We start from the raw sequence: 18968 nt of genomic DNA, 5'->3' as shown, positions 1-18968 counted from the left end.
TTACGTAAATAATTCAGAAAGAACCACTCGGACGGAGCACAAGGGTTGGCTTTTCTTCGCTCCATCCCAATCTGCATAAGGAACCAGATGATGGCGGGTGAAAAAAAATCCCCTGTGACTTTCACAAAAAACGATGTAGAAATTATTGCACGCGATACACGCTACGATGGTTTTTTTTCCATTATTAGCTACCGTTTCCGCCATCGCCGCTTTAATGGCGAGATGAGCGGTGAGGTGGTACGCGAAGTTTTTGAGCGCGGACACGCCGCCGTGCTGCTACCCTATGATCCCTTACGCGACGAAGTGGTGCTAATCGAACAGATTCGCATCCCGGCTTATGATTCCAGCCCAACGCCCTGGCTGCTGGAAATGGTGGCCGGTATCATTGAACCCGGTGAAACGCCGGAAGATGTGGCGCGTCGCGAAGCCGGAGAAGAAGCAGGCCTCAAGGTCGGGCGTGTGAAACCGATAGTGAATTATTTAGCCAGCCCAGGCGGAACGTCTGAACGTTTGTCGGTGCTGGTGGGCGAAGTGGATGCCAGCCTGGCAGAGGGAAATCACGGGCTGGAGGAAGAGAATGAGGATATTCTTGTCCATGTGGTGAGCCGCGAACAGGCTTATCGCTGGGTGGAAGAGGGGATTATTGATAACGCGGCATCTGTCATCGCCCTGCAATGGCTGGCGTTGCACCATGAAAAACTACGACAAGAGTGGAAGCTAAAATGAAACAGCGCTATACCCCTGACTTTCCCGAAATGATGCGATTGTGCGAAACCAATTTCGCCCAACTGCGTCGCCTGCTGCCGCGTGATGACGAGGCAGGCGCGTCGGTGATCTATCAGGTGAGCGGCGCCCGTTATCAGCTGACTATTCAAGAGTCGACGCGTTATACCACGCTGCTGGAGATTCGCCAGGTGGCCCCGGCAGTAAGTTACTGGAGCCTGCCATCCATGTCCGTTCGGCTGTACCATGATGCGATGGTCGCTGAAGTGTGTTCCACTCAGCAGATCTATCGCTTCAAAGCGCGCTATGATTACCCTAATAAAAAACTGCATCAGCGCGATGAAAAACATCAGATTAACCAGTTTCTTGCAGATTGGTTGCGCTATTGTCTGGCGCACGGTGCTGTAGCAGTGCCGGTCTGCTGATAGCATACAACTATGGCGTGGAGAGAAAGGAAACGCTTTGGATAGCCTGCTTACTCTTCCTGCGGCAAATGGGGCCGATATCAGGATTTTACAAATCACGGACACCCATCTTTTTGCAGGAAAACATCAATCGCTGCTTGGGGTAAATACCTGGTCGAGTTTTGATGCGGTGCTGGACGCCATCATGGCACAACAGCGCGATTATGATTTGATTATCGCCACCGGCGATCTCGCCCAGGATCACACCGTCGAAGCTTATCAACACTTTGTAGCGGGCATTTCACGCCTGCCAAAGCCGTGTGTCTGGCTGCCGGGGAATCACGATTTTCAGCCCGCGATGGTCAATACACTTGCCGATGCCGAAATCGCTTCCGATAAACATGTGCTGTTGGGTGAGCACTGGCAGTTGGTGCTGCTGGATAGTCAGGTCTTTGGTGTGCCGCATGGCATGTTAAGCGAATACCAACTCGAGTGGCTCGACAAGGCGCTGCGCCAGCATCCTGAGCGCCATACGCTGGTGTTGCTGCACCATCATCCGCTCGCTTCCGGCTGTACCTGGCTGGATCAGCATAGCTTGCGCAATCCCCATCAATTAGAAGCGGTGCTGCAACACTTCCCGCGTGCGCGTAATCTGGTGTGTGGCCACATTCATCAGGAATTAGATCTCGACTGGCATGGTCGTCGCGTGCTGGCTTCTCCTTCGACCTGCGTGCAGTTCAAACCGCATTGCACCAACTTCACCATCGATAACGTCGCACCAGGTTGGCGCTGGTTAACTCTGAAGGCAGATGGCTTACTGGAGACCGAAGTGAATCGTCTGCAAAGCGATCTGTTCCGCCCAGATTTAGATTCCGAGGGCTACTAAGCGATGGCGGCGCTGATCTATCTGCACGGATTCAACAGCTCACCGCAATCGGCCAAAGCCACACAACTGCAGCAGTGGGTAGCCCAACATCATCCGCACATTAATGTTCTGGTGCCGCAGCTGCCCACGTTCCCCGCCGAAGCCGCCAGCATGCTGGAAGAGCTGGTGATGCAGTACGCCGGTGAACCGCTCGGTCTGGTGGGATCTTCGCTCGGGGGCTACTTCGCTACCTGGCTCTCGCAATGCTTTATGCTGCCTGCGGTGGTGGTCAATCCAGCGGTGCGCCCGTTTGAGCTGCTGGTGGATTATCTCGGCGAGAACCGTAATCCCTACACCGGCCAGCAATATGTGTTAGAGTCACGCCACATTTACGATCTGAAAGTCATGCAGATTGACCCTCTCGAAGCGCCCGATTTACTCTGGCTGCTGCAACAGACCGGCGATGAAGTACTCGATTACCGCCAGGCGCTGGAATACTACAGCGCATGCCGCCAAACGGTCGAAGAGGGTGGCAATCATGCTTATATCGGATTCGAACGCCATTTTGCGCAGATCATTGATTTTCTGGGATTAAATGCTCCCTGATTGCTGCGAGATGGACCCCTATTCCTATTGCTAATCAGACAGTTACGATGAGCCAATCAAGTTATAATGCCGATGCCATTGAGGTCTTAACCGGCCTTGAACCGGTGCGTCGTCGTCCGGGGATGTACACCGATACCACGCGCCCAAACCATCTGGGCCAGGAAGTGATCGATAACAGTGTCGATGAGGCGCTGGCGGGTCACGCCAGGCGCGTGGAAGTGATCCTGCATGCGGATCAGTCACTGGAAGTCATCGATGACGGTCGCGGCATGCCGGTAGATATCCATCCGGAAGAGGGTGTGCCAGCGGTTGAGCTGATTCTTTGCCGTCTGCATGCGGGCGGTAAATTCTCCAACAAAAACTACCAGTTCTCCGGCGGCTTGCATGGCGTGGGGATTTCGGTGGTTAATGCCCTGTCAAAACGTGTTGAAGTCACCGTGCGCCGTAACGGCGAGGTCTACGATATTGCCTTCGAAAATGGCGATAAAGTGCAGGATCTGACGGTGACCGGCACGGTCGGCAAACGTAACACTGGCACGCGCGTGCATTTCTGGCCGGATGAGAGTTTCTTCGACAGTCCACGCTTCTCGGTGTCGCGCCTGACGCATGTGTTGAAAGCCAAAGCGGTGCTGTGTCCGGGCGTGGAGATCGTGTTTAAAGACAAGGTCAATGATACCGAGCAGACATGGCTCTATCATGGCGGCCTCTCTGATTACTTATCAGAAGCAGTCAACGGCCTCCCTACCTTGCCGGAAAAACCCTTTGTCGGCAGCTTCGCGGGTGATGTGGAAGCGGTGGATTGGGCGTTACTATGGCTACCAGAAGGCGGCGAACTGCTGACCGAAAGCTACGTGAACCTGATTCCCACCATGCAAGGCGGGACGCACGTTAACGGTCTGCGTCAGGGCTTGCTGGATGCGATGCGTGAGTTCTGCGAGTTCCGCAATATCCTGCCACGCGGCGTGAAACTGTCTGCGGAAGATATTTGGGATCGCTGCGCCTACGTGCTGTCGGTCAAAATGCAGGATCCACAGTTCGCCGGTCAAACCAAAGAGCGTCTCTCTTCGCGTCAGTGCGCGGCATTTGTCTCGGCTATCGTGAAAGATGCTTTCAGCTTGTGGTTGAACCAGAACGTGCAAGCCGCCGAAATGCTTGCCGAACTGGCGATCTCCAGTGCCCAGCGTCGTATGCGCGCGGCCAAGAAAGTGGTGCGTAAAAAGCTCACCAGCGGACCGGCACTGCCGGGCAAACTGGCCGACTGTAGCGCACAGGATCTGAATCGCACCGAACTCTTCCTGGTGGAAGGGGACTCCGCAGGTGGATCGGCCAAGCAGGCGCGCGATCGTGATTATCAGGCGATCATGCCGCTTAAAGGTAAGATCCTGAACACCTGGGAAGTCTCATCGGATGAAGTGCTGGCCTCGCAGGAAGTGCACGACATCTCGGTGGCGATCGGTATCGATCCCGACAGTGAAGATCTGAGCCAGCTGCGTTACGGCAAGATCTGTATCCTTGCGGATGCGGACTCCGATGGCTTACATATCGCCACCTTGTTGTGTGCGCTGTTTGTGAAGCACTTCCGCTCGCTGGTGCAACATGGCCATGTTTATGTCGCCATGCCACCGCTGTATCGCATCGATCTCGGCAAAGAAGTCTTTTACGCATTGGATGAAGACGAGAAAGAGGGCGTGCTGGAGCAGCTGAAGCGCAAGAAAGGCAAACCGAACGTACAGCGCTTCAAAGGTCTGGGTGAGATGAACCCGCTGCAGCTGCGTGAAACCACGCTCGACCCGAACACGCGCCGTCTGGTACAGCTGACGGTCAGCGATGATGATGTCGAGCAGACGCTGCGCGTGATGGACATGCTGCTGGCGAAGAAACGTTCTGAAGATCGCCGTAACTGGCTACAGGAAAAAGGCGACCTCGCCGACCTGGAAGCTTGATGACCTGGGACGCTGCGGCGTCCCTTGTTATTTGGGCAAGCCAAACATTTTTACCGGGGAAAGGAACGTGAAAATCACACTGGAAGAGCTACGCGCCTGGGTGGCGGTGGTGGATACCGGCTCAATCACAGCGGCGGCCGAGCAGCTCGATCAAACCAGTTCTGGTATCAGCCGGGCGCTGAGTCGGCTGGAAAGCAAATTACAAACCACGCTAATGCACCGCACCACGCGGCGTCTCGCGCTCACCGAGGAAGGCTTGATCTTCCTCGATCATGCGCGCCAGATCCTTTCGTCGGTAGAAAGGGCGGAAGAGCAGATCGCCCAACGTCGCGATATCCCCTCTGGCAGATTGCGCATCAATGCCAACGCCCCCTTTATGCTGCATGTAATCGTGCCGCTGGTGGCGGAATTTCGACAGCGGTACCCGCTGATTCAGCTGGAGTTGAATACCGACGACATCATGATCGATTTGCTGGAGCAGCAGACCGATATCGCGATTCGTGTCGGGGAGCTGCGTGATTCTACGCTGCGTGCCCGCGTGCTGGGCAGCAGCGCCACGCGTTTAGTGGCGAGCCCGGCTTACCTGCAGCAGTATGGCAGCCCGGAATCAGTTGAGGCGTTGTCAGCCCATCAGCTTTTGGGATTCAGCCAGCTGGATGCGCATAACGTCTGGCCCGTATGGCAGCGTGAAGGTGAGTTTTTGCAAATTAAACCCACGTTGTCGGCTTCCAGCGGAGAAACCCTACGTCAGCTGGCGCTGGCAGGCCAGGGTATTGCACGTTTATCTGATTTTGTCAGCCGTAAAGATCGTGAGCGGGGTGATTTAGTGCAGGTGCTGGAGCAGGAAACGCGTGAATGGCGTCTGCCGGTTCATGCTGTGTATTACCGCAACCAGTCACTCACCTCGCGCATTACCTGTTTTCTCGATTTTCTGCGCGAGAAGATTGAACAAGATCGCCTGCTATAAAAAAGCCCCTGCACAAGCAGAGGCCTGGACGATTAACGAACCGGCTCTAATACCAGGATCTTCACATCCACCACATCGTCTTTAATCGTGGCGCGATGCGCATCCATATGCGGCATTTGCTGATGCTGCTCAAGATGGCGCAGCGATTCCCACTGCTCCAGCATGAAAATGGAATCTGGGGAATTCTGCTTCCACGGCACCTGCGCCTGATGGTCAACCAGCGCGTCATACTGATGGCAACCCTCTTCTTCCAGCACGGTGGGGATCAATTTATTGATGGCATCCAGCACCACATGACGGCGGCCTGGCTTGACGCAAATTTCTGCAACGACGGTTAACATAACGCTTCCTCTTTTCCCGGTGTGCTTACAGTTAAGCAAAGATCTGGCTGAGATGAGTCCGATAACGTTCGATATCGCGCGGCACGTCCGGCATCTTGATCACATCGTTACAGATAAAGGTCGGTAAACCTTCCATGCCAAGGAACTGGTTGGCTTTGTGGAAGTGCAGATAGAGACCATCCACGCCCACGCCTTCGAAGAACTGCTCAGGGTCATTAAACGCTTCCAGCGGTGCGTTCCACGTCAGCGACAGCATGTATTTTTTGCCCTGAATCAGACCGCCTGAACCGTACTTTTTGCCCGCGTCGCTGCGCGTACGACCATCGCTGGCATACAGTGAGCCATGGCCTTCAGTGAACACGTCATCAATGTACTTTTTCACCGTCCACGGCTCGCCCATCCACCAGCCAGGCATCTGATAAATCACCACATCGCTGTCGAGATATTTTTGCACTTCTTCTGCCACGTTGTAGTCGCTGTCAGCAAGGGTGACCACTACGTTATGGCCCAGATCGCGCAGTTGGCTGGCCGCCACGTCAGTGAGGGTGTGGTTGAGTTCGCCTTTCGAGTGGGCAAAGGTTTTGCCGCCGTCGATGATTAAAATATTGCTCATGGATGATTCGCTCCGTTTCCCGTTGATAGCGCACACTGTACGCGCGCAGGCGAAGCAAAAAAATGCGTGATTGATCACAAGACTTTTGCTAATAAAGCAACAATGCGCAGGGCTATGCAACAATCCGCGCGCAAACCAACATCAACATAAAAAAGAAGAAACCATGAAAACCGCGATACTGAGTGCATTACTTCTGGTGAGTGGCGCTGCGTCGGCGCAATCCCACCTCGACGAGATTCGTAGCAGTAAAACCCTGAAAGTCTGTACCACGGGAGACTACAAGCCTTACACCTATCTGCGCAGCGATGGGCAGTATGAAGGGCTGGATATCAGCATGGCGCAGTCACTGGCGGCAAGTCTGGGTGCCAAAGTGCAGTGGGTGCCAACCACCTGGAAAACCATGAGTGACGATTTCGTGGCGAAGCAGTGTGATATCGCGCTGGGTGGCGTGTCCGTTACCTTAAAACGCCAGCAGATTGCCTGGTTTGCCGAGCCGCTGGGTGTGGATGGCAAAATCCCGCTGGTGCGCTGTGATGATAAAGACAAATACCAAACCGTCGCGCAGATCAACAAGCCGAGCGTGCGGGTGATTGAACCGGCTGGCGGCACGAATGAAGCCTTTGTGCACAGCCACTTACCGCAGTCGACGCTGCAACTGGCCGATAACGTCGGTATTTTCCAGCAGCTGGTGGATAAGAAAGCCGATGTGATGATTACGGATGCGTCCGAAGCATTGTTCCAGATGAAGCACTACCCGACGCTGTGCGCCATCAATCCGGGTAAGCCGATGCAGTATGGTGAAAAAGCCTACATGATTCCGCGTGATGATATGAGCTGGAAACTGTATGTCGATCAGTGGCTACATCTCAGCACCGCCACCGGCGAATATGCGCAGATCGCCTCGCAGTGGCTGGGTGTGATTAAGTAAACTCAGGCCTGATGCATCGCGCCGCTACTGGAGCGGCGCGATTATTGCGTGGCTCAAAAGGGGCAACATGGCCCCATTCGGGTACTCAGCGATATAAACTCGCTTTACCCAATCCACCAAACAGATTCATCTTGTAGCGAATCACTGCTTTGGCGGCGGTAATCGCTTCCGGATAAATCACATTGGGATCCCACCAGGTTTCACGCGCCAGAATTTCGCGCAGTTTAGCGAAGTAGGCGTACTTCATATCGCTGGAAATATTGATTTTGCCCACGCCGAGGGTCACCGCCTCAGCAATCTCCGCATCCGGGTTAGCAGAACCCCCGTGCAGCACCAGCGGAATATCGGTGCGTTGGGCAATATCCTTCAGAATATGCATCTGCAGTTCCGGCTTCATATCTTTTGGATAGATACCGTGTGCGGTGCCAATTGCCACTGCCAATGTATCGACGCCGGTGCGTTGGATAAAATCTTCTGCCTGCGCCGGTTCGGTATAGATCACTTTGCTAACGCCACCTTCCACGGTGGTGCCGGTATCACCAATGGTGCCGAGTTCACCTTCCACCGACACACCCACCGAATGCGCCAGCTTCACCACCTCTTTGGTCAGCGCCACGTTCTCTTCGTACGGCAGCAGTGATCCATCGATCATCACCGACGTAAATCCACATTGGATGGCGCGCAGCACCTGCGCAATCGATGCACCGTGGTCGAGGTGAATGGTGAAGGGCACTTTGCTCTTCAGCGTGCGTTCCCGTACATAGCCAAAGAATTCATCGGTCACAAACTCCAGCTCACTCGGGTGAATCGAGATGATCGCCGGGGTGTTAGTGGCTTCGGCTTCCTCCACCACGGCACGGATAAAGCAGCTGTCTGCTACGTTAAATGCGCCGATGGCGTAGCGGTGTTCACGAGTCGGTGCCAACATCTCTTTCATTGAAATCAACATGTTAATATTTCCTCAACGTGAGTTTTACCAGAGCCGACGCGTGCGCCGACCCGATGATGGATAAAAAGGGAAATGCTTCTGCATCCTGTTGCTGCACGACTTATCGCGCGGTATCTTGCCGCTGCTTTAAATCACGATGATCGAAGCGGCTTTTCAGGTGCGTATAAATGCGTCAAATCACGTGCGTTCGTTTCAGCGCTACGCTTAAATGCGTACCCTACGGGTCCCCGTTGGGGTGCCATTTAGGGTGAGCGCGCCCGAGCACTACGCTTTGCCAGCCGATCCCGACCAGCCCAGATACTCAATCACCACTTCACGGCAGGCGGATTCCATCAGCCCAAGCAGATCGGCCAGTTCCGCGTGCGGATGCTGTTTCAGCGCCTGCTCAACCGCGTTTTTACCGGCATCAAACACGGCGGCACCGACGTTAATCTTCGCCACACCATGCTGACCAACGCGGCGAATATCCTCGGCGGGTGTGCCCGAACCGCCATGCAGTGCCAATGGTCGTGTTGAGACCGCATGCAGCTCCTGCAAGCGCTGGAAATCAATCTTCGGCTTCACGCCTGCCGGATAAAGGCCGTGCGCGGTGCCCACCGAAATCGCCAGCAAATCGATATCGGTTTGTTCGATAAACGGCAGCACGTCGGCAACCTGCGTCATCTTCACGGAGGCATCGGCTAACTCGTAGGTCGGCGCATCGGCGATATGCCCCAACTCGCCTTCGACGCAAACGCCAGCGGTGTGCGCCATCTTCACTACCGCTGCGGTCTGGCGAATATTTTCGGCCAGCGGATCGGCAGAGGCATCGATCATCAGCCCGGTGAACCCGGCGCGGAATGCCTGACCAATCAGCGGAAAGGCCTTGCCGTGGTCCAGCGCCAGGGCAACCGGTACCGTGGCGTCTTTCGCCAGCGCCTGCACCAGCGGCACGGCCACAGCAGGAGGGAAGTGCGTGCTGTGACCCTGATAGACATTCAATATCAGCGGTGCGCGCTGCTGTTCGGCGGCCTGAATCGCCGCCCGCGCGGTTTCAAGGTTGAAGCAGTTAATCGCCAGCACGGCATACTGCTGTTTGGCAGCGGCCTGAATCAGGTCGTTCATCATGGCAAACATGGTGGCTCCTTATTCCAGTGTGAATTTGATCTCTTCGTCGCGGACGCCGGGGGCTTCCACGTCATCGAACTCTTCATCTGCCTGCGTCACCGGTTTTTTCATCAGCGACAGCATCACGCCGCACACCACGGTGCCGATACCCAGCGCCAGACAGAACATCAGCGGTTTGGTGAACAGCGGCACCACAAACATCCCGCCATGCGGCACCGGTGCTTCCACGCCCCACACCATAATCAGCCCACCGGCGATGGCAGAGGCCACCACACAGCTGCCGACCACACGCAGCAGGTCACGCGCCGCAATCGGAATCACCCCTTCGGTAATCATGCAGATACCCATCGGGAAGGCGGCTTTCAGCGCCTCTTTCTCCGCTTTGGTGTACTTATGGCGCGTCAGCAGATACGACAGCGTGATGCCAAACGGCGGAATCATTGAGCCGACGAACTTCACTGCTTCCGGGCCATAAATCCCGTCGACCAGCATGCCGTCGGCGAACAGCGACATGGTTTTGTTGATGGGGCCGCCGAAGTCAAAAGTCGCCATCGCACCCAGCACCGCACCCAGCACAAACTTCGATCCGCCCTGCATCGATTCCAGCAGATGAATCAGCGCCTTCTGCAGCCAGACAATCGGCTGGCCAATAAAGGTCATCATCAACAGACCGGCGATGATGGTGCTCAACACCGGCAGCACCATTATCGGCATCAACCCCTGCATCGACTGCGGCAGCTTAATGGTGCGGCGCAACAGCAATACCGTGTAACCCACCAGGAAGCCGCCGAGCATACCGCCAATAAAACCGGTGCCGATCTGCCCGCAGATAAAACCGACGATCAAACCGGGCGCAAAGCCGGGACGATCGGCGATGGAGTAGGCGATGGCCGCGCTGATCAGCGGCACGATCAAGCCCATGCCCCAGCCGCCGATCTGATTCAACATCCAGGCGATAGTGCCGGTTTGCTTGCCGACATCCGGCCCGCCAATCACCTGGCCGAGCGCGATACAGATCCCGGCGGCGACGATCAGCGGGATCATCCAGGATATCCCGGTGAGCAGATGGCCTTTGATCTCTTGTCCGTACTGACGTTTGTTGTCGTTCATGATGGATCTCCTCAGGCACGCGCCAGTGAATCCGCCACTTTTTCGAGGAATTTCACCGGTGACTTGATCACCACTTCGGTTTTCACTCGTACGATGGGTTTGCCCTGAAAGCGTTCTTCACCGTTGATCTTCACATCAATGGCGAGGATCACCACGTCAGCGGCAGCGATGTCTTCACGCGTCAACGAGGTTTCAGTGCCGATGGTGCCCTGGGTTTCAACGTGGATGGTGTGGCCCAGTGCATGAGCGCCTTTGATCAGTTTTTCACGCGCAATATAGGTATGCGCGATGCCTGCCGTGCAGGCCGCTACACAGACGATATTCATGTGTCACCTCAAAAAGTTAGGGGATTAACAGAGGTCGGTTTCGGCGTACTGGCTAAACAGCCGGATGATATTGCTGGGGTCGTTTTCCACCAGCAGTTGGGCTATCACCTCATCATCGGCCAGCGCGCTGGCCACCTGCGACAACAGGCGAATATGGGTGGTGTTCTGATCTTCCAGTCGCACCGCGAACAGGATGATGCAGCGCACCTGGCTGCCATCGAGCGTTTCCCAGGGGATATCCTGTTGGGTACGACCAATGGCTAATGTGGTGTGTTGGACGGCGGAAGACTTGCCGTGCGGAATGGCAACGTGGTTTTCGAACCCGGTTGAGCCCTCAGCTTCACGCAGCCAGACATCTTCAATAAAGGCTGCACGATCGGTGATGGCGCCGTCCTGATACAGCAGATCGGTCAGTTCGTTGATCACTTCTTCTTTGGTGGTGGCGGTGAGCGCCAGGTTAACGCGGCGTGGCGTCAGAATGCGGGAAATGTCCATGGGTTTTACCTCATTCAATTAATGTTCAGCCAACGCGCATTGCGCGCCGTCCGGCAGCTGGCTGCCAATCATGGCGTCAGTGACCCGCCGGATATCGTCATCGTTAAAAAATGCACTCACATACACTGCCGGAATAGGCCCGGCGTTGAGATGGATAGTGGTGATCACTAAATCCACTGTCTGGTTCTGACAAAACGCGGCGTGATTGCTGGCGGAGACGACACCCGCGATTTCCCAGTCAGGGAATGCCCGCAAGATGCGGCTTTTCAGCAGATGCGACGTCCCCACGCCGCTGGAACACACCACCAGAATGCGTTTATGGGCAATTTGCCGCTCCAGCGCGGCCTGGAAATGCACGCAGAGATAACCGATTTCGTCGTCAGCCACTGGCGAAAGCCCGTAAGTGCGAGCGGTTAATTGCATCGCCTGGTGCGTTAACGAAAATATGCCTTTCATTTCCTGCTGAATATCCTCCAGCAGCGGATTGCGAATATGAATATGATATTTGAGTCGATTTAATAGTGGCTTTATATGCACCAGTAAGCCGTCAAATAATAATCGGTCCTGCGCTAAATCTTGCTGAATAAAGGCTGCGAAACGATCAATTAATTCACAGGTTATTTTTACGGACTCTGCGGTGCAGAATTGATTATGCATCGGCGCATTATCGCCGCGCTCTTCCACCACAATGCCGGATGACACGATATATTGATAAATAAAACCCACTTCATCGGCGGGCAGGGCACAGCACATCCGCTGTTCAATCTGCGTCACCATTTGCTGGGCAATCAGTAAAATGCGCTGATCGAGATCCTGCATTGTGGCCAGAGTTGCCAGTGCCAGCGCATTCCCCTGCGCCATCCGGTGCATCATGATCAGAATATGGGTGCAGAGATTCAGATACCAGGCATCGCCCAGCGGGTAACTGAGTTGCTGCTCCATCTGTTGCAGCAGTGTCTGCACAAAAGCCACATCCTCATCGCCAAAATAATGCACCAGTGCCTGCTGGCTGCCGGGATCGAGACGTGGCAACAGCGGCGTTCCGGCAACGTTTTGCTGCATCACATCATTGATCAGGGAGACCATTGCCTGACGCAGCGCCTGTTCGTTACCTTCGATATGGGTGCCACCTGGCCCACGTTGCAGCGTCAAACCCAACGGCTGCAGCCACTCTTCAATCACTTTCAGGTCATTCACAATCGAGGCGTGGCTGATAAAATAGCGTTCCGACAGCTTACTGATGGAGGTCGCACGCGGGGCGTCACTCAGCAACTGCGAGGCAATTTTTACTCGGCGGCTGTTTTGCCCCAGCGCATCGGCACTGCTTTCATCGCCGTTGAGTTGCTGCTCCAGTTGCAGGCGCTGCTGGATATCATCAACCCGCAAACGCACGCCGCGGCCTGGGGTTTTCTCCAGCGTCAGTGACCAGCTACCAAGCCAGCTTTCCAGCCACTGCAAGTCGCGCTGAATCGTCTTTTCTGACACGCCCAACTGTAGGGCTAATTCTCTGATCGGCTGCGGTGCAGCATGTTGCAACAGCAGTTTGACTAAACGGTGTTGTCGCGAAGTCAGTATTTGCATTCGGTCACCCTTTATTTTGGCAAAGCGTTTTTAAGATTATTTCCTCGTTATCTATTTCTTAATGCCAGAAATCAGGAGCGCAATATTGATGTCTTATGGAGTATAAATTTAGGAAAGGACGGTGTAAGCAACAATACTAAATGTTGTCCATGATTACGGACAGCTTTAATACACCTGAAATAGTTAATAATTAATTGCGATCCTGCTCACATATTAATGGGAATATTGATTGTGATATTGATCTCATTCCTTTTTCATTTTCCAACCGATATCACGTTATTTAATGCCATACGATTCTGCCTGCGGTCATTGGCTTCCCTGTGACTAACTCGCACGAATAAGGTACTATCCTCGCCAAATGAGCGCCGGATGCCCCGCCGTTGCGGGCCACGAAGTGAGGATGCGAGCTTAATGAGCGAATTGACGCAGGATGGTGCAGAGCGTCTTGCCCTGCACAAATTTACGGAAAACGCGTACCTGAACTACTCCATGTACGTGATCATGGACCGCGCACTGCCGTATATCGGCGATGGCCTCAAGCCGGTGCAGCGCCGAATTGTATACGCGATGTCGGAACTGGGCCTCAATGCCAGCGCCAAATTCAAAAAATCTGCCCGTACCGTCGGTGACGTATTAGGTAAATACCATCCGCATGGCGACAGCGCCTGTTATGAAGCGATGGTGTTGATGGCACAGCCGTTCTCCTATCGCTACCCGCTGGTGGATGGTCAGGGCAACTGGGGTGCGCCGGACGATCCCAAATCCTTCGCCGCGATGCGTTACACCGAGTCACGCCTCTCCAAATATGCCGAGATTTTGCTGGGTGAGTTGGGACAAGGCACGGTCGATTACATCCCGAACTTTGACGGCACCATGCAGGAGCCGAAGATGTTGCCGGCTCGTCTGCCGAATATCCTGCTGAACGGCACCACCGGTATCGCCGTGGGCATGGCCACCGATATCCCACCGCACAACCTGCGTGAAGTGGCGGAAGCGGCGGTGAAGCTGATCGACAAACCCAACACCACGCTGGATGAGTTGCTGGATATTGTGCAGGGCCCGGATTATCCGACCGAAGCCGAGATCATCACGCCGCGCAGCGAGATCCGTAAAATCTACCAAAGCGGGCGCGGTTCGATCCGTCAGCGCGCGGTGTGGAAGAAAGAAGATGGCGATGTGGTGATCACTGCACTGCCGCACCAGGTTTCCGGTGCGCGCGTGCTGGAGCAGATCGCTAACCAGATGCGCAATAAAAAGCTGCCGATGGTGGAAGATCTGCGTGATGAATCCAACCACGAGAACCCAACGCGTCTGGTGATTGTGCCACGCTCGAATCGTGTGGATGTGGAGCAGGTGATGAATCATCTGTTTGCCACCACCGATCTGGAAAAGAGCTATCGCGTTAACCTGAATATGATTGGGCTGGATAACCGTCCGGCGGTGAAAAACCTGCTGGAGATCCTGTCTGAATGGCTGGTGTACCGTCGCGATATCGTGACGCGCCGCCTGAACTATCGTTTAGAGCGCGTGCTGCGCCGCCTGCATATCCTCGAAGGTTTGCTGGTGGCGTTCCTCAACATTGATGAAGTGATTCACATCATCCGTACCGAGGACGAGCCTAAGCAAGTGCTGATGTCGCGCTTTGAACTCAGCGATACGCAAGCCGAATCCATTCTGGAACTGAAACTGCGCCATCTCGCCAAACTGGAAGAGATGAAGATTCGTGGTGAGCAGGCGGAGCTGGAGAAAGAGCGCGATCAACTGCAGGCGATTCTGGCGTCCGAACGCAAGATGAGCAACCTGCTGAAGAAAGAATTGCTGGCAGATAGCCAGACCTACGGTGACGATCGCCGTTCACCGCTGCATGAGCGTGAAGAAGCTAAAGCGCTGAGCGAAACCGAGCTGGTGAGTGCCGAGCCGGTGACGATTGTGCTGTCGCAGATGGGCTGGGTGCGCAGCGCCAAAGGCCACGATATCGATCCAACCGGTCTCAGTTACAAAGCCGGTGACAGTTACCTCGCCGCCGCACGCGGTAAGAGCAATCAGCCAGTGGCCTTTATCGACTCCACCGGCCGTAGTTATACGCTGGATCCGACCTCGTTGCCATCGGCGCGCGGGCAGGGCGAGCCGCTAACCGGCAAACTGACGCCACCGCCAGGTGCCGCGTTTGAACAGGTGCTGATGGAAGCGGACGACCAAAAACTGTTGATGGCCTCCGATGCGGGTTACGGCTTTATCTGTACCTTTGCCGATTTGATTTCGCGCAACCGCGCCGGTAAAGCGCTGCTAACGTTGCCAGACAATGCCAAAGTGATGACGCCAATGGCGGTGCATTCGGGTGATGATATGCTGCTGGCGATTACCCAGGCCGGACGTATGTTGATGTTCCCGGTGGGCGATCTGCCACAGATGTCGAAAGGCAAAGGTAATAAAATCATCTCTATTCCATCAGCGGATGCCGCTGCGGGCGTGGATAAGCTGCAGTGGTTGCTGATTCTGCCGCCGGGCAGTTCGATTACCCTGTATGTCGGCAAGCGTAAGCTGATCATGCGCGATGAAGATCTGCAAAAAGTGCGTGCCGATCGCGGTCGTCGTGGCAGCGTGTCGCGTGGCCTGCAGCGCATTGATAGCGTGGAAGTGAACGCGCCAGCGCGCCCGAAAAGTGACGCCAGTAGCGAAGAATAAGACTGACCAGGCAATGGATTGCCCAACTTGAGGAAGCTATGTTACTAATTTTACGCACGATTATTGTTATCGTTTATTCGATTTTGGTGTGCATCTTCGGCAGTATCTGGTGTTTGTTCTCACCGCGTAATCCTCGCCATGTGGCGACGTTCGGCCACATGTTTGGTCGCCTGTCGACGGTGTTTGGCGTCAAAGTCGAGCTGCGCAAACCCGCCGACGCGGAGAGCTATGGCAATGCGATTTACATTGCCAACCATCAGAACAATTACGACATGATCACGGCGGCGAAGATCGTGCAGCCGACCACGGTCACCGTCGGCAAAAAGAGCCTGCTGTGGATCCCATTCTTTGGTCAACTCTACTGGCTGACCGGTAATTTGCTGATTGACCGTGATAACCGCGCCAAAGCGCATGGCACCATCGGTGAACTGGTCGAGCAGTTTAATAAAAAGAAGATTTCATTCTGGATGTTCCCGGAAGGTACCCGCAGCCGTGGCCGTGGTTTACTGCCGTTTAAAACCGGTGCGTTTCATGCTGCAGTGGCAGCAGGTGTGCCGATCATCCCTGTGGTGGTGTCGAATACCCACGGCAAAGTGAAACTTAATCGCTGGAACAACGGCCTGGTGATTGTTGAAATGCTGCCGCCAGTGGATACCAAACAGTTTGAAACCACCTCGGTGCGCAAATTAGCCACCCACTGCCGCGAATTAATGTCTGCTAAGCTGGAAGAATTGAACGCCGAAGTCGCCGAACGCGAAAAAAACGGTAAACTCTAGCCATCCACGGGGTAGAAACGCTGCCCCGTGCTCATCACAGCAAAAACTCACTAACAAGAACAACATGGACACGGCGTCTTCACGCCCCGCTCAAAAGGTCTGAAGTTTTATGTCTTGCAGCAGACGTCAGTTTATTCAGCTTTCCGCCGGTGTTGCGCTGGCGACCAGTAGCATGCCTTATGCCGCCTACGCTGCGGCTCCGATGGGCGATGTGCCGCTTCCTGTTCCGCCACTGCTTGAGTCTCGCCGTGGCCAACCGCTCTTTCTGACGCTGCAACGCAGCCATTGGTCATTTAGCGGTAATAACAATAAAGTGCCGGTCTGGGGTATTAATGGCCTGTACCTCGGTCCCACGGTGCGCGTCTACAGCGGCGATGACGTGAAGTTGATTTACAGCAACCGTCTCAACGAACCGGTGGCGATGACGGTAAGTGGATTGCAGGTGCCGGGTGCCTTAATGGGCGGTGCACCGCGCATGATGTCAGCCGGCGTTGACTGGGCGCCGGTATTGCCGGTACGTCAGGGGGCATCGACCTTGTGGTATCACGCCAATACGCCAAATCGTATGGCGCCACACGTCTACAACGGCCTGGCGGGCATGTGGTTGATTGAAGATGACGTCAGCAAAGCGCTGCCGCTGCCCAAACACTATGGCGTTGATGACTTCCCGCTGATTATCCAGGACAAGCGTCTCGATAACTTTGCCACGCCGGTTTATAACCCACCATCAGACGGCGGTTTCCTCGGGGATACGTTGCTGGTCAACGGCGTGCAGAATCCGTATGTCGAGGTGTCGCGTGGTTGGGTGCGTCTGCGCCTGTTGAATGCTTCGAACGCGCGTCGCTTTGATTTGAGCTTCTCGGATAATCGTCCGTTTACCGTGATTGCCAGCGATCAAGGCTTCCTGCCTGCGCCCGTTGCGGTGCAAACGCTGTCGCTGGCACCCGGTGAACGCCGTGAAGTGCTGGTGGATATGTCGCAGGGCGATGAAGTCTCGATTACGGCAGGGACTGCGGCGGGCCTGATGGATCGCCTGCGTGGTCTGTTTGAACCTTCCTCCATCCTCGCCAACACGCTGGTTCTGAGCCTGCGCCCCACCGGCTTACTGCCGCTGGTTACCGACAATCTGCCGATGCGTTTATTAGCGGATCAGATTCTGGATGGCGTGGCGGTGCGCACGCGCGAATTCCGCATTGGCGACAGTGTGCCGGGCATCAATGGCGCACTGTGGGACATGAGCCGCATCGACACCACGGTGCAGCAGGGCACCTTTGAACGCTGGATTATCCATGCCGATCGCCCGCAATCGCTGCATATTCAGGGCGTGATGTTCCTGATCAAAAGCGTCAATGGCGCACAGCCGATGGGCGAAGATCGCGGCTGGAAAGATACGGTGTGGGTGGATGGTGATGTGGAGTTGCTGGTGAGCTTCCCGCAGAGTTCGTCGGATCACTTCCCGTTTGTCTACTACAGCCAGACGCTGGAATTAGCCGACCGCGGCACGGCGGGGCAGTTGCAGGTCAATCCGGTGCCATAAGAAAAAAGGTGCGCAGTGATGCGCACCTTACAACAGATCGTCAAATCGACAGGGTCACGATTCATAGCAACCCGCACATGACCGCATGGCTGTTGTGAAGCCAATGCAGGCGAGTACGGAATGGCCGTATCCGCCTGACGATTAAACGGTGCCGACTTAGCCGTTAAAGCTCTCCGGATCCGGCCCCAAACGATTTCCTTTATCCAGCTTAGTGATCTCGCTGATCTCGGGTTTTTCCAGTCTGAAGTCGAACACCTGGAAGTTTTCACGAATACGTTCCGGCGTCACCGATTTTGGAATCACCACTAATCCGCTATCCAGATGCCAGCGAATCACAATCTGCGCTGGCGTCTTACCGTATTTCTTCGCCAGTTCGCGGATGATCTCCTGATCGAATACTCCTTTACCGCCTTGCGCCAGCGGGCTCCAGGATTCGGTTTGGATTTGATGCAGTGCGTTCCAGGCATGCAGGGTGCGCTGTTGCAGCATCGGGTGCAGCTCAATCTGGTTCACCACCGGCGAGACGCCTGTTTCATCGATCAGGCGTTTGAGATGGGCTTCATGGAAGTTACAGACGCCAATGCTTTTGGTTAAGCCCTGCTGTTGCAGCTCAATCATCTTTTTCCAGGCTTCAACGTAGTGATCTTTTTCCGGGCACGGCCAGTGCATCAGATAGAGATCGACGCTCTCCAGTTGCAGCTTCTTCAGGCTGGTCTCAATCGCCTGCTGACCGTTCTGCTGGTCGTCATTCCACAGTTTGGTGGTAATGAAAATGTCTTCGCGTGCGACATCGGTGTCCTGCAGTGCCTGACCGACGGCTTCCTCATTTTTGTAGATGGCGGCGGTATCAATCGAGCGATAGCCTACTTTTAGGGCCTCGACAATCGCCGCCCGGGCATCCTCGATACTCGCTTGCCAGACACCGAGTCCGAGTTGCGGCATCATATTGCCGTCGTGCAGTTTGATAATGGGTTGCTCTGCCATAGTTGCTCCTTATCTGTCGCAGTGACTT

General features: G+C 55.0%; 19 protein-coding genes. 10 read left to right on the top strand and 9 right to left on the bottom strand.

Going from position 1 to position 18968, the window contains the following annotated elements; translation table 11 throughout:
• Nucleotides 1–90: 90 nt before the first annotated feature.
• The 6 genes from nudF (at nucleotide 91) to AC1MDE_RS06400 (ending at nucleotide 5508) form a co-directional block, all read left to right on the top strand.
• Entirely contained in the window at nucleotides 91–726 is a 636-nt protein-coding gene (gene nudF / locus AC1MDE_RS06425) for an ADP-ribose diphosphatase (protein ID WP_058961938.1), read from the top strand.
• Nucleotides 723–1148, top strand: coding sequence for a DUF1249 family protein (locus AC1MDE_RS06420; protein WP_479414327.1), 426 nt, complete (start codon nucleotides 723–725; stop codon nucleotides 1146–1148). Before nudF ends, AC1MDE_RS06420 begins: the two co-directional genes overlap by 4 nt.
• A 37-nt stretch (nucleotides 1149–1185) precedes the next feature.
• Nucleotides 1186–2013, top strand: a complete 828-nt coding sequence (gene cpdA / locus AC1MDE_RS06415) for a 3',5'-cyclic-AMP phosphodiesterase (RefSeq protein ID WP_480344389.1) — start codon at nucleotides 1186–1188, stop codon at nucleotides 2011–2013.
• Nucleotides 2014–2016: 3 nt separating this feature from the next.
• Nucleotides 2017–2598, top strand: a complete 582-nt coding sequence (yqiA, locus tag AC1MDE_RS06410; protein WP_058961936.1) for an esterase YqiA — start codon at nucleotides 2017–2019, stop codon at nucleotides 2596–2598.
• Nucleotides 2599–2645: 47 nt separating this feature from the next.
• The gene (gene parE / locus AC1MDE_RS06405; protein ID WP_058961935.1) at nucleotides 2646–4541 is read left to right on the top strand and encodes a DNA topoisomerase IV subunit B; all 1896 of its coding nucleotides are present in this window, start codon (nucleotides 2646–2648) and stop codon (nucleotides 4539–4541) included.
• Nucleotides 4542–4608: 67 nt separating this feature from the next.
• Complete coding sequence (locus AC1MDE_RS06400) at nucleotides 4609–5508, top strand: LysR substrate-binding domain-containing protein (RefSeq protein ID WP_058961934.1); 900 nt, start codon at nucleotides 4609–4611, stop codon at nucleotides 5506–5508.
• Nucleotides 5509–5540: 32 nt separating this feature from the next.
• On the opposite strand, the gene AC1MDE_RS06395 is transcribed toward AC1MDE_RS06400, so the two are convergent.
• The gene (locus AC1MDE_RS06395; RefSeq protein ID WP_058961933.1) at nucleotides 5541–5849 is read right to left on the bottom strand and encodes a putative quinol monooxygenase; all 309 of its coding nucleotides are present in this window, start codon (nucleotides 5847–5849) and stop codon (nucleotides 5541–5543) included.
• Nucleotides 5850–5880: 31 nt separating this feature from the next.
• Nucleotides 5881–6462: an NAD(P)H-dependent oxidoreductase gene (locus tag AC1MDE_RS06390; RefSeq protein ID WP_034828398.1), complete on the bottom strand. Its 582-nt coding sequence runs from the start codon at nucleotides 6460–6462 to the stop codon at nucleotides 5881–5883.
• 163 nt (nucleotides 6463–6625) lie between these two features.
• Here AC1MDE_RS06390 and AC1MDE_RS06385 point away from each other — a divergent pair, with 163 nt between their 5' ends.
• Nucleotides 6626–7390, top strand: a complete 765-nt coding sequence (locus AC1MDE_RS06385) for a transporter substrate-binding domain-containing protein (RefSeq protein WP_058961932.1) — start codon at nucleotides 6626–6628, stop codon at nucleotides 7388–7390.
• A gap of 85 nt (nucleotides 7391–7475) precedes the next feature.
• Here the strand turns inward: AC1MDE_RS06385 and AC1MDE_RS06380 are convergent, their stop codons facing one another.
• From AC1MDE_RS06380 to AC1MDE_RS06355, 6 genes are all read right to left on the bottom strand, one after another.
• Nucleotides 7476–8339, bottom strand: coding sequence for a ketose-bisphosphate aldolase (locus AC1MDE_RS06380; RefSeq protein ID WP_034828403.1), 864 nt, complete (start codon nucleotides 8337–8339; stop codon nucleotides 7476–7478).
• Between the two features lie 264 nt (nucleotides 8340–8603).
• Nucleotides 8604–9455 carry a class II fructose-bisphosphate aldolase gene (locus AC1MDE_RS06375; protein WP_058961931.1) on the bottom strand — a complete coding sequence of 284 codons (852 nt, stop codon included), beginning with the start codon at nucleotides 9453–9455 and terminating at the stop codon, nucleotides 8604–8606.
• Nucleotides 9456–9464: 9 nt separating this feature from the next.
• Complete coding sequence (locus AC1MDE_RS06370) at nucleotides 9465–10556, bottom strand: PTS fructose transporter subunit IIC (RefSeq protein WP_034828408.1); 1092 nt, start codon at nucleotides 10554–10556, stop codon at nucleotides 9465–9467.
• 11 nt (nucleotides 10557–10567) lie between these two features.
• The gene (locus tag AC1MDE_RS06365; RefSeq protein ID WP_058961930.1) at nucleotides 10568–10882 is read right to left on the bottom strand and encodes a PTS fructose transporter subunit IIB; all 315 of its coding nucleotides are present in this window, start codon (nucleotides 10880–10882) and stop codon (nucleotides 10568–10570) included.
• 24 nt (nucleotides 10883–10906) lie between these two features.
• Nucleotides 10907–11377: a PTS sugar transporter subunit IIA gene (locus AC1MDE_RS06360; RefSeq protein ID WP_034828413.1), complete on the bottom strand. Its 471-nt coding sequence runs from the start codon at nucleotides 11375–11377 to the stop codon at nucleotides 10907–10909.
• Between the two features lie 18 nt (nucleotides 11378–11395).
• Nucleotides 11396–12958, bottom strand: coding sequence for a BglG family transcription antiterminator (locus tag AC1MDE_RS06355; protein ID WP_058961929.1), 1563 nt, complete (start codon nucleotides 12956–12958; stop codon nucleotides 11396–11398).
• A gap of 411 nt (nucleotides 12959–13369) precedes the next feature.
• Here AC1MDE_RS06355 and parC point away from each other — a divergent pair, with 411 nt between their 5' ends.
• The 3 genes from parC to ftsP all read left to right on the top strand — a co-directional run bounded on the left by parC (nucleotide 13370) and on the right by ftsP (nucleotide 17956).
• The gene (gene parC, locus AC1MDE_RS06350) at nucleotides 13370–15643 is read left to right on the top strand and encodes a DNA topoisomerase IV subunit A (RefSeq protein WP_479399608.1); all 2274 of its coding nucleotides are present in this window, start codon (nucleotides 13370–13372) and stop codon (nucleotides 15641–15643) included.
• Between the two features lie 38 nt (nucleotides 15644–15681).
• Complete coding sequence (locus AC1MDE_RS06345; RefSeq protein ID WP_058961927.1) at nucleotides 15682–16419, top strand: 1-acylglycerol-3-phosphate O-acyltransferase; 738 nt, start codon at nucleotides 15682–15684, stop codon at nucleotides 16417–16419.
• A 109-nt stretch (nucleotides 16420–16528) separates the two neighbouring features.
• On the top strand, nucleotides 16529–17956 hold the full coding sequence (gene ftsP, locus AC1MDE_RS06340) for a cell division protein FtsP (protein WP_058961926.1): 1428 nt from the start codon (nucleotides 16529–16531) through the stop codon (nucleotides 17954–17956).
• Nucleotides 17957–18112: 156 nt separating this feature from the next.
• Here ftsP and dkgA read toward each other — a convergent pair whose 3' ends face one another.
• Nucleotides 18113–18940 carry a 2,5-didehydrogluconate reductase DkgA gene (gene dkgA, locus AC1MDE_RS06335; RefSeq protein ID WP_034828419.1) on the bottom strand — a complete coding sequence of 276 codons (828 nt, stop codon included), beginning with the start codon at nucleotides 18938–18940 and terminating at the stop codon, nucleotides 18113–18115.
• Between the last annotated feature and the right edge of the window lie 28 nt (nucleotides 18941–18968).

Source organism: Pantoea folii (assembly GCF_056678875.1).
This window is presented reverse-complemented; position numbering and strand designations above follow the sequence as displayed.

Bases quoted from the DNA above. Each gene is read 5' to 3' on its own strand.
- AC1MDE_RS06370 (WP_034828408.1), bottom strand. From the start codon at position 10,556: ATGAACGACAACAAACGTCAGTACGGACAAGAGATCAAAGGCCATCTG.
- AC1MDE_RS06390 (WP_034828398.1), bottom strand. From the start codon at position 6,462: ATGAGCAATATTTTAATCATCGACGGCGGCAAAACCTTTGCCCACTCG.
- AC1MDE_RS06420 (WP_479414327.1), top strand. From the start codon at position 723: ATGAAACAGCGCTATACCCCTGACTTTCCCGAAATGATGCGATTGTGC.
- AC1MDE_RS06345 (WP_058961927.1), top strand. From the start codon at position 15,682: ATGTTACTAATTTTACGCACGATTATTGTTATCGTTTATTCGATTTTG.
- AC1MDE_RS06385 (WP_058961932.1), top strand. From the start codon at position 6,626: ATGAAAACCGCGATACTGAGTGCATTACTTCTGGTGAGTGGCGCTGCG.
- yqiA (WP_058961936.1), top strand. From the start codon at position 2,017: ATGGCGGCGCTGATCTATCTGCACGGATTCAACAGCTCACCGCAATCG.
- parE (WP_058961935.1), top strand. From the start codon at position 2,646: ATGAGCCAATCAAGTTATAATGCCGATGCCATTGAGGTCTTAACCGGC.
- dkgA (WP_034828419.1), bottom strand. From the start codon at position 18,940: ATGGCAGAGCAACCCATTATCAAACTGCACGACGGCAATATGATGCCG.
- AC1MDE_RS06365 (WP_058961930.1), bottom strand. From the start codon at position 10,882: ATGAATATCGTCTGTGTAGCGGCCTGCACGGCAGGCATCGCGCATACC.
- AC1MDE_RS06395 (WP_058961933.1), bottom strand. From the start codon at position 5,849: ATGTTAACCGTCGTTGCAGAAATTTGCGTCAAGCCAGGCCGCCGTCAT.
- AC1MDE_RS06375 (WP_058961931.1), bottom strand. From the start codon at position 9,455: ATGTTTGCCATGATGAACGACCTGATTCAGGCCGCTGCCAAACAGCAG.
- AC1MDE_RS06355 (WP_058961929.1), bottom strand. From the start codon at position 12,958: ATGCAAATACTGACTTCGCGACAACACCGTTTAGTCAAACTGCTGTTG.
- parC (WP_479399608.1), top strand. From the start codon at position 13,370: ATGAGCGAATTGACGCAGGATGGTGCAGAGCGTCTTGCCCTGCACAAA.
- nudF (WP_058961938.1), top strand. From the start codon at position 91: ATGGCGGGTGAAAAAAAATCCCCTGTGACTTTCACAAAAAACGATGTA.
- ftsP (WP_058961926.1), top strand. From the start codon at position 16,529: ATGTCTTGCAGCAGACGTCAGTTTATTCAGCTTTCCGCCGGTGTTGCG.
- AC1MDE_RS06380 (WP_034828403.1), bottom strand. From the start codon at position 8,339: ATGTTGATTTCAATGAAAGAGATGTTGGCACCGACTCGTGAACACCGC.
- AC1MDE_RS06360 (WP_034828413.1), bottom strand. From the start codon at position 11,377: ATGGACATTTCCCGCATTCTGACGCCACGCCGCGTTAACCTGGCGCTC.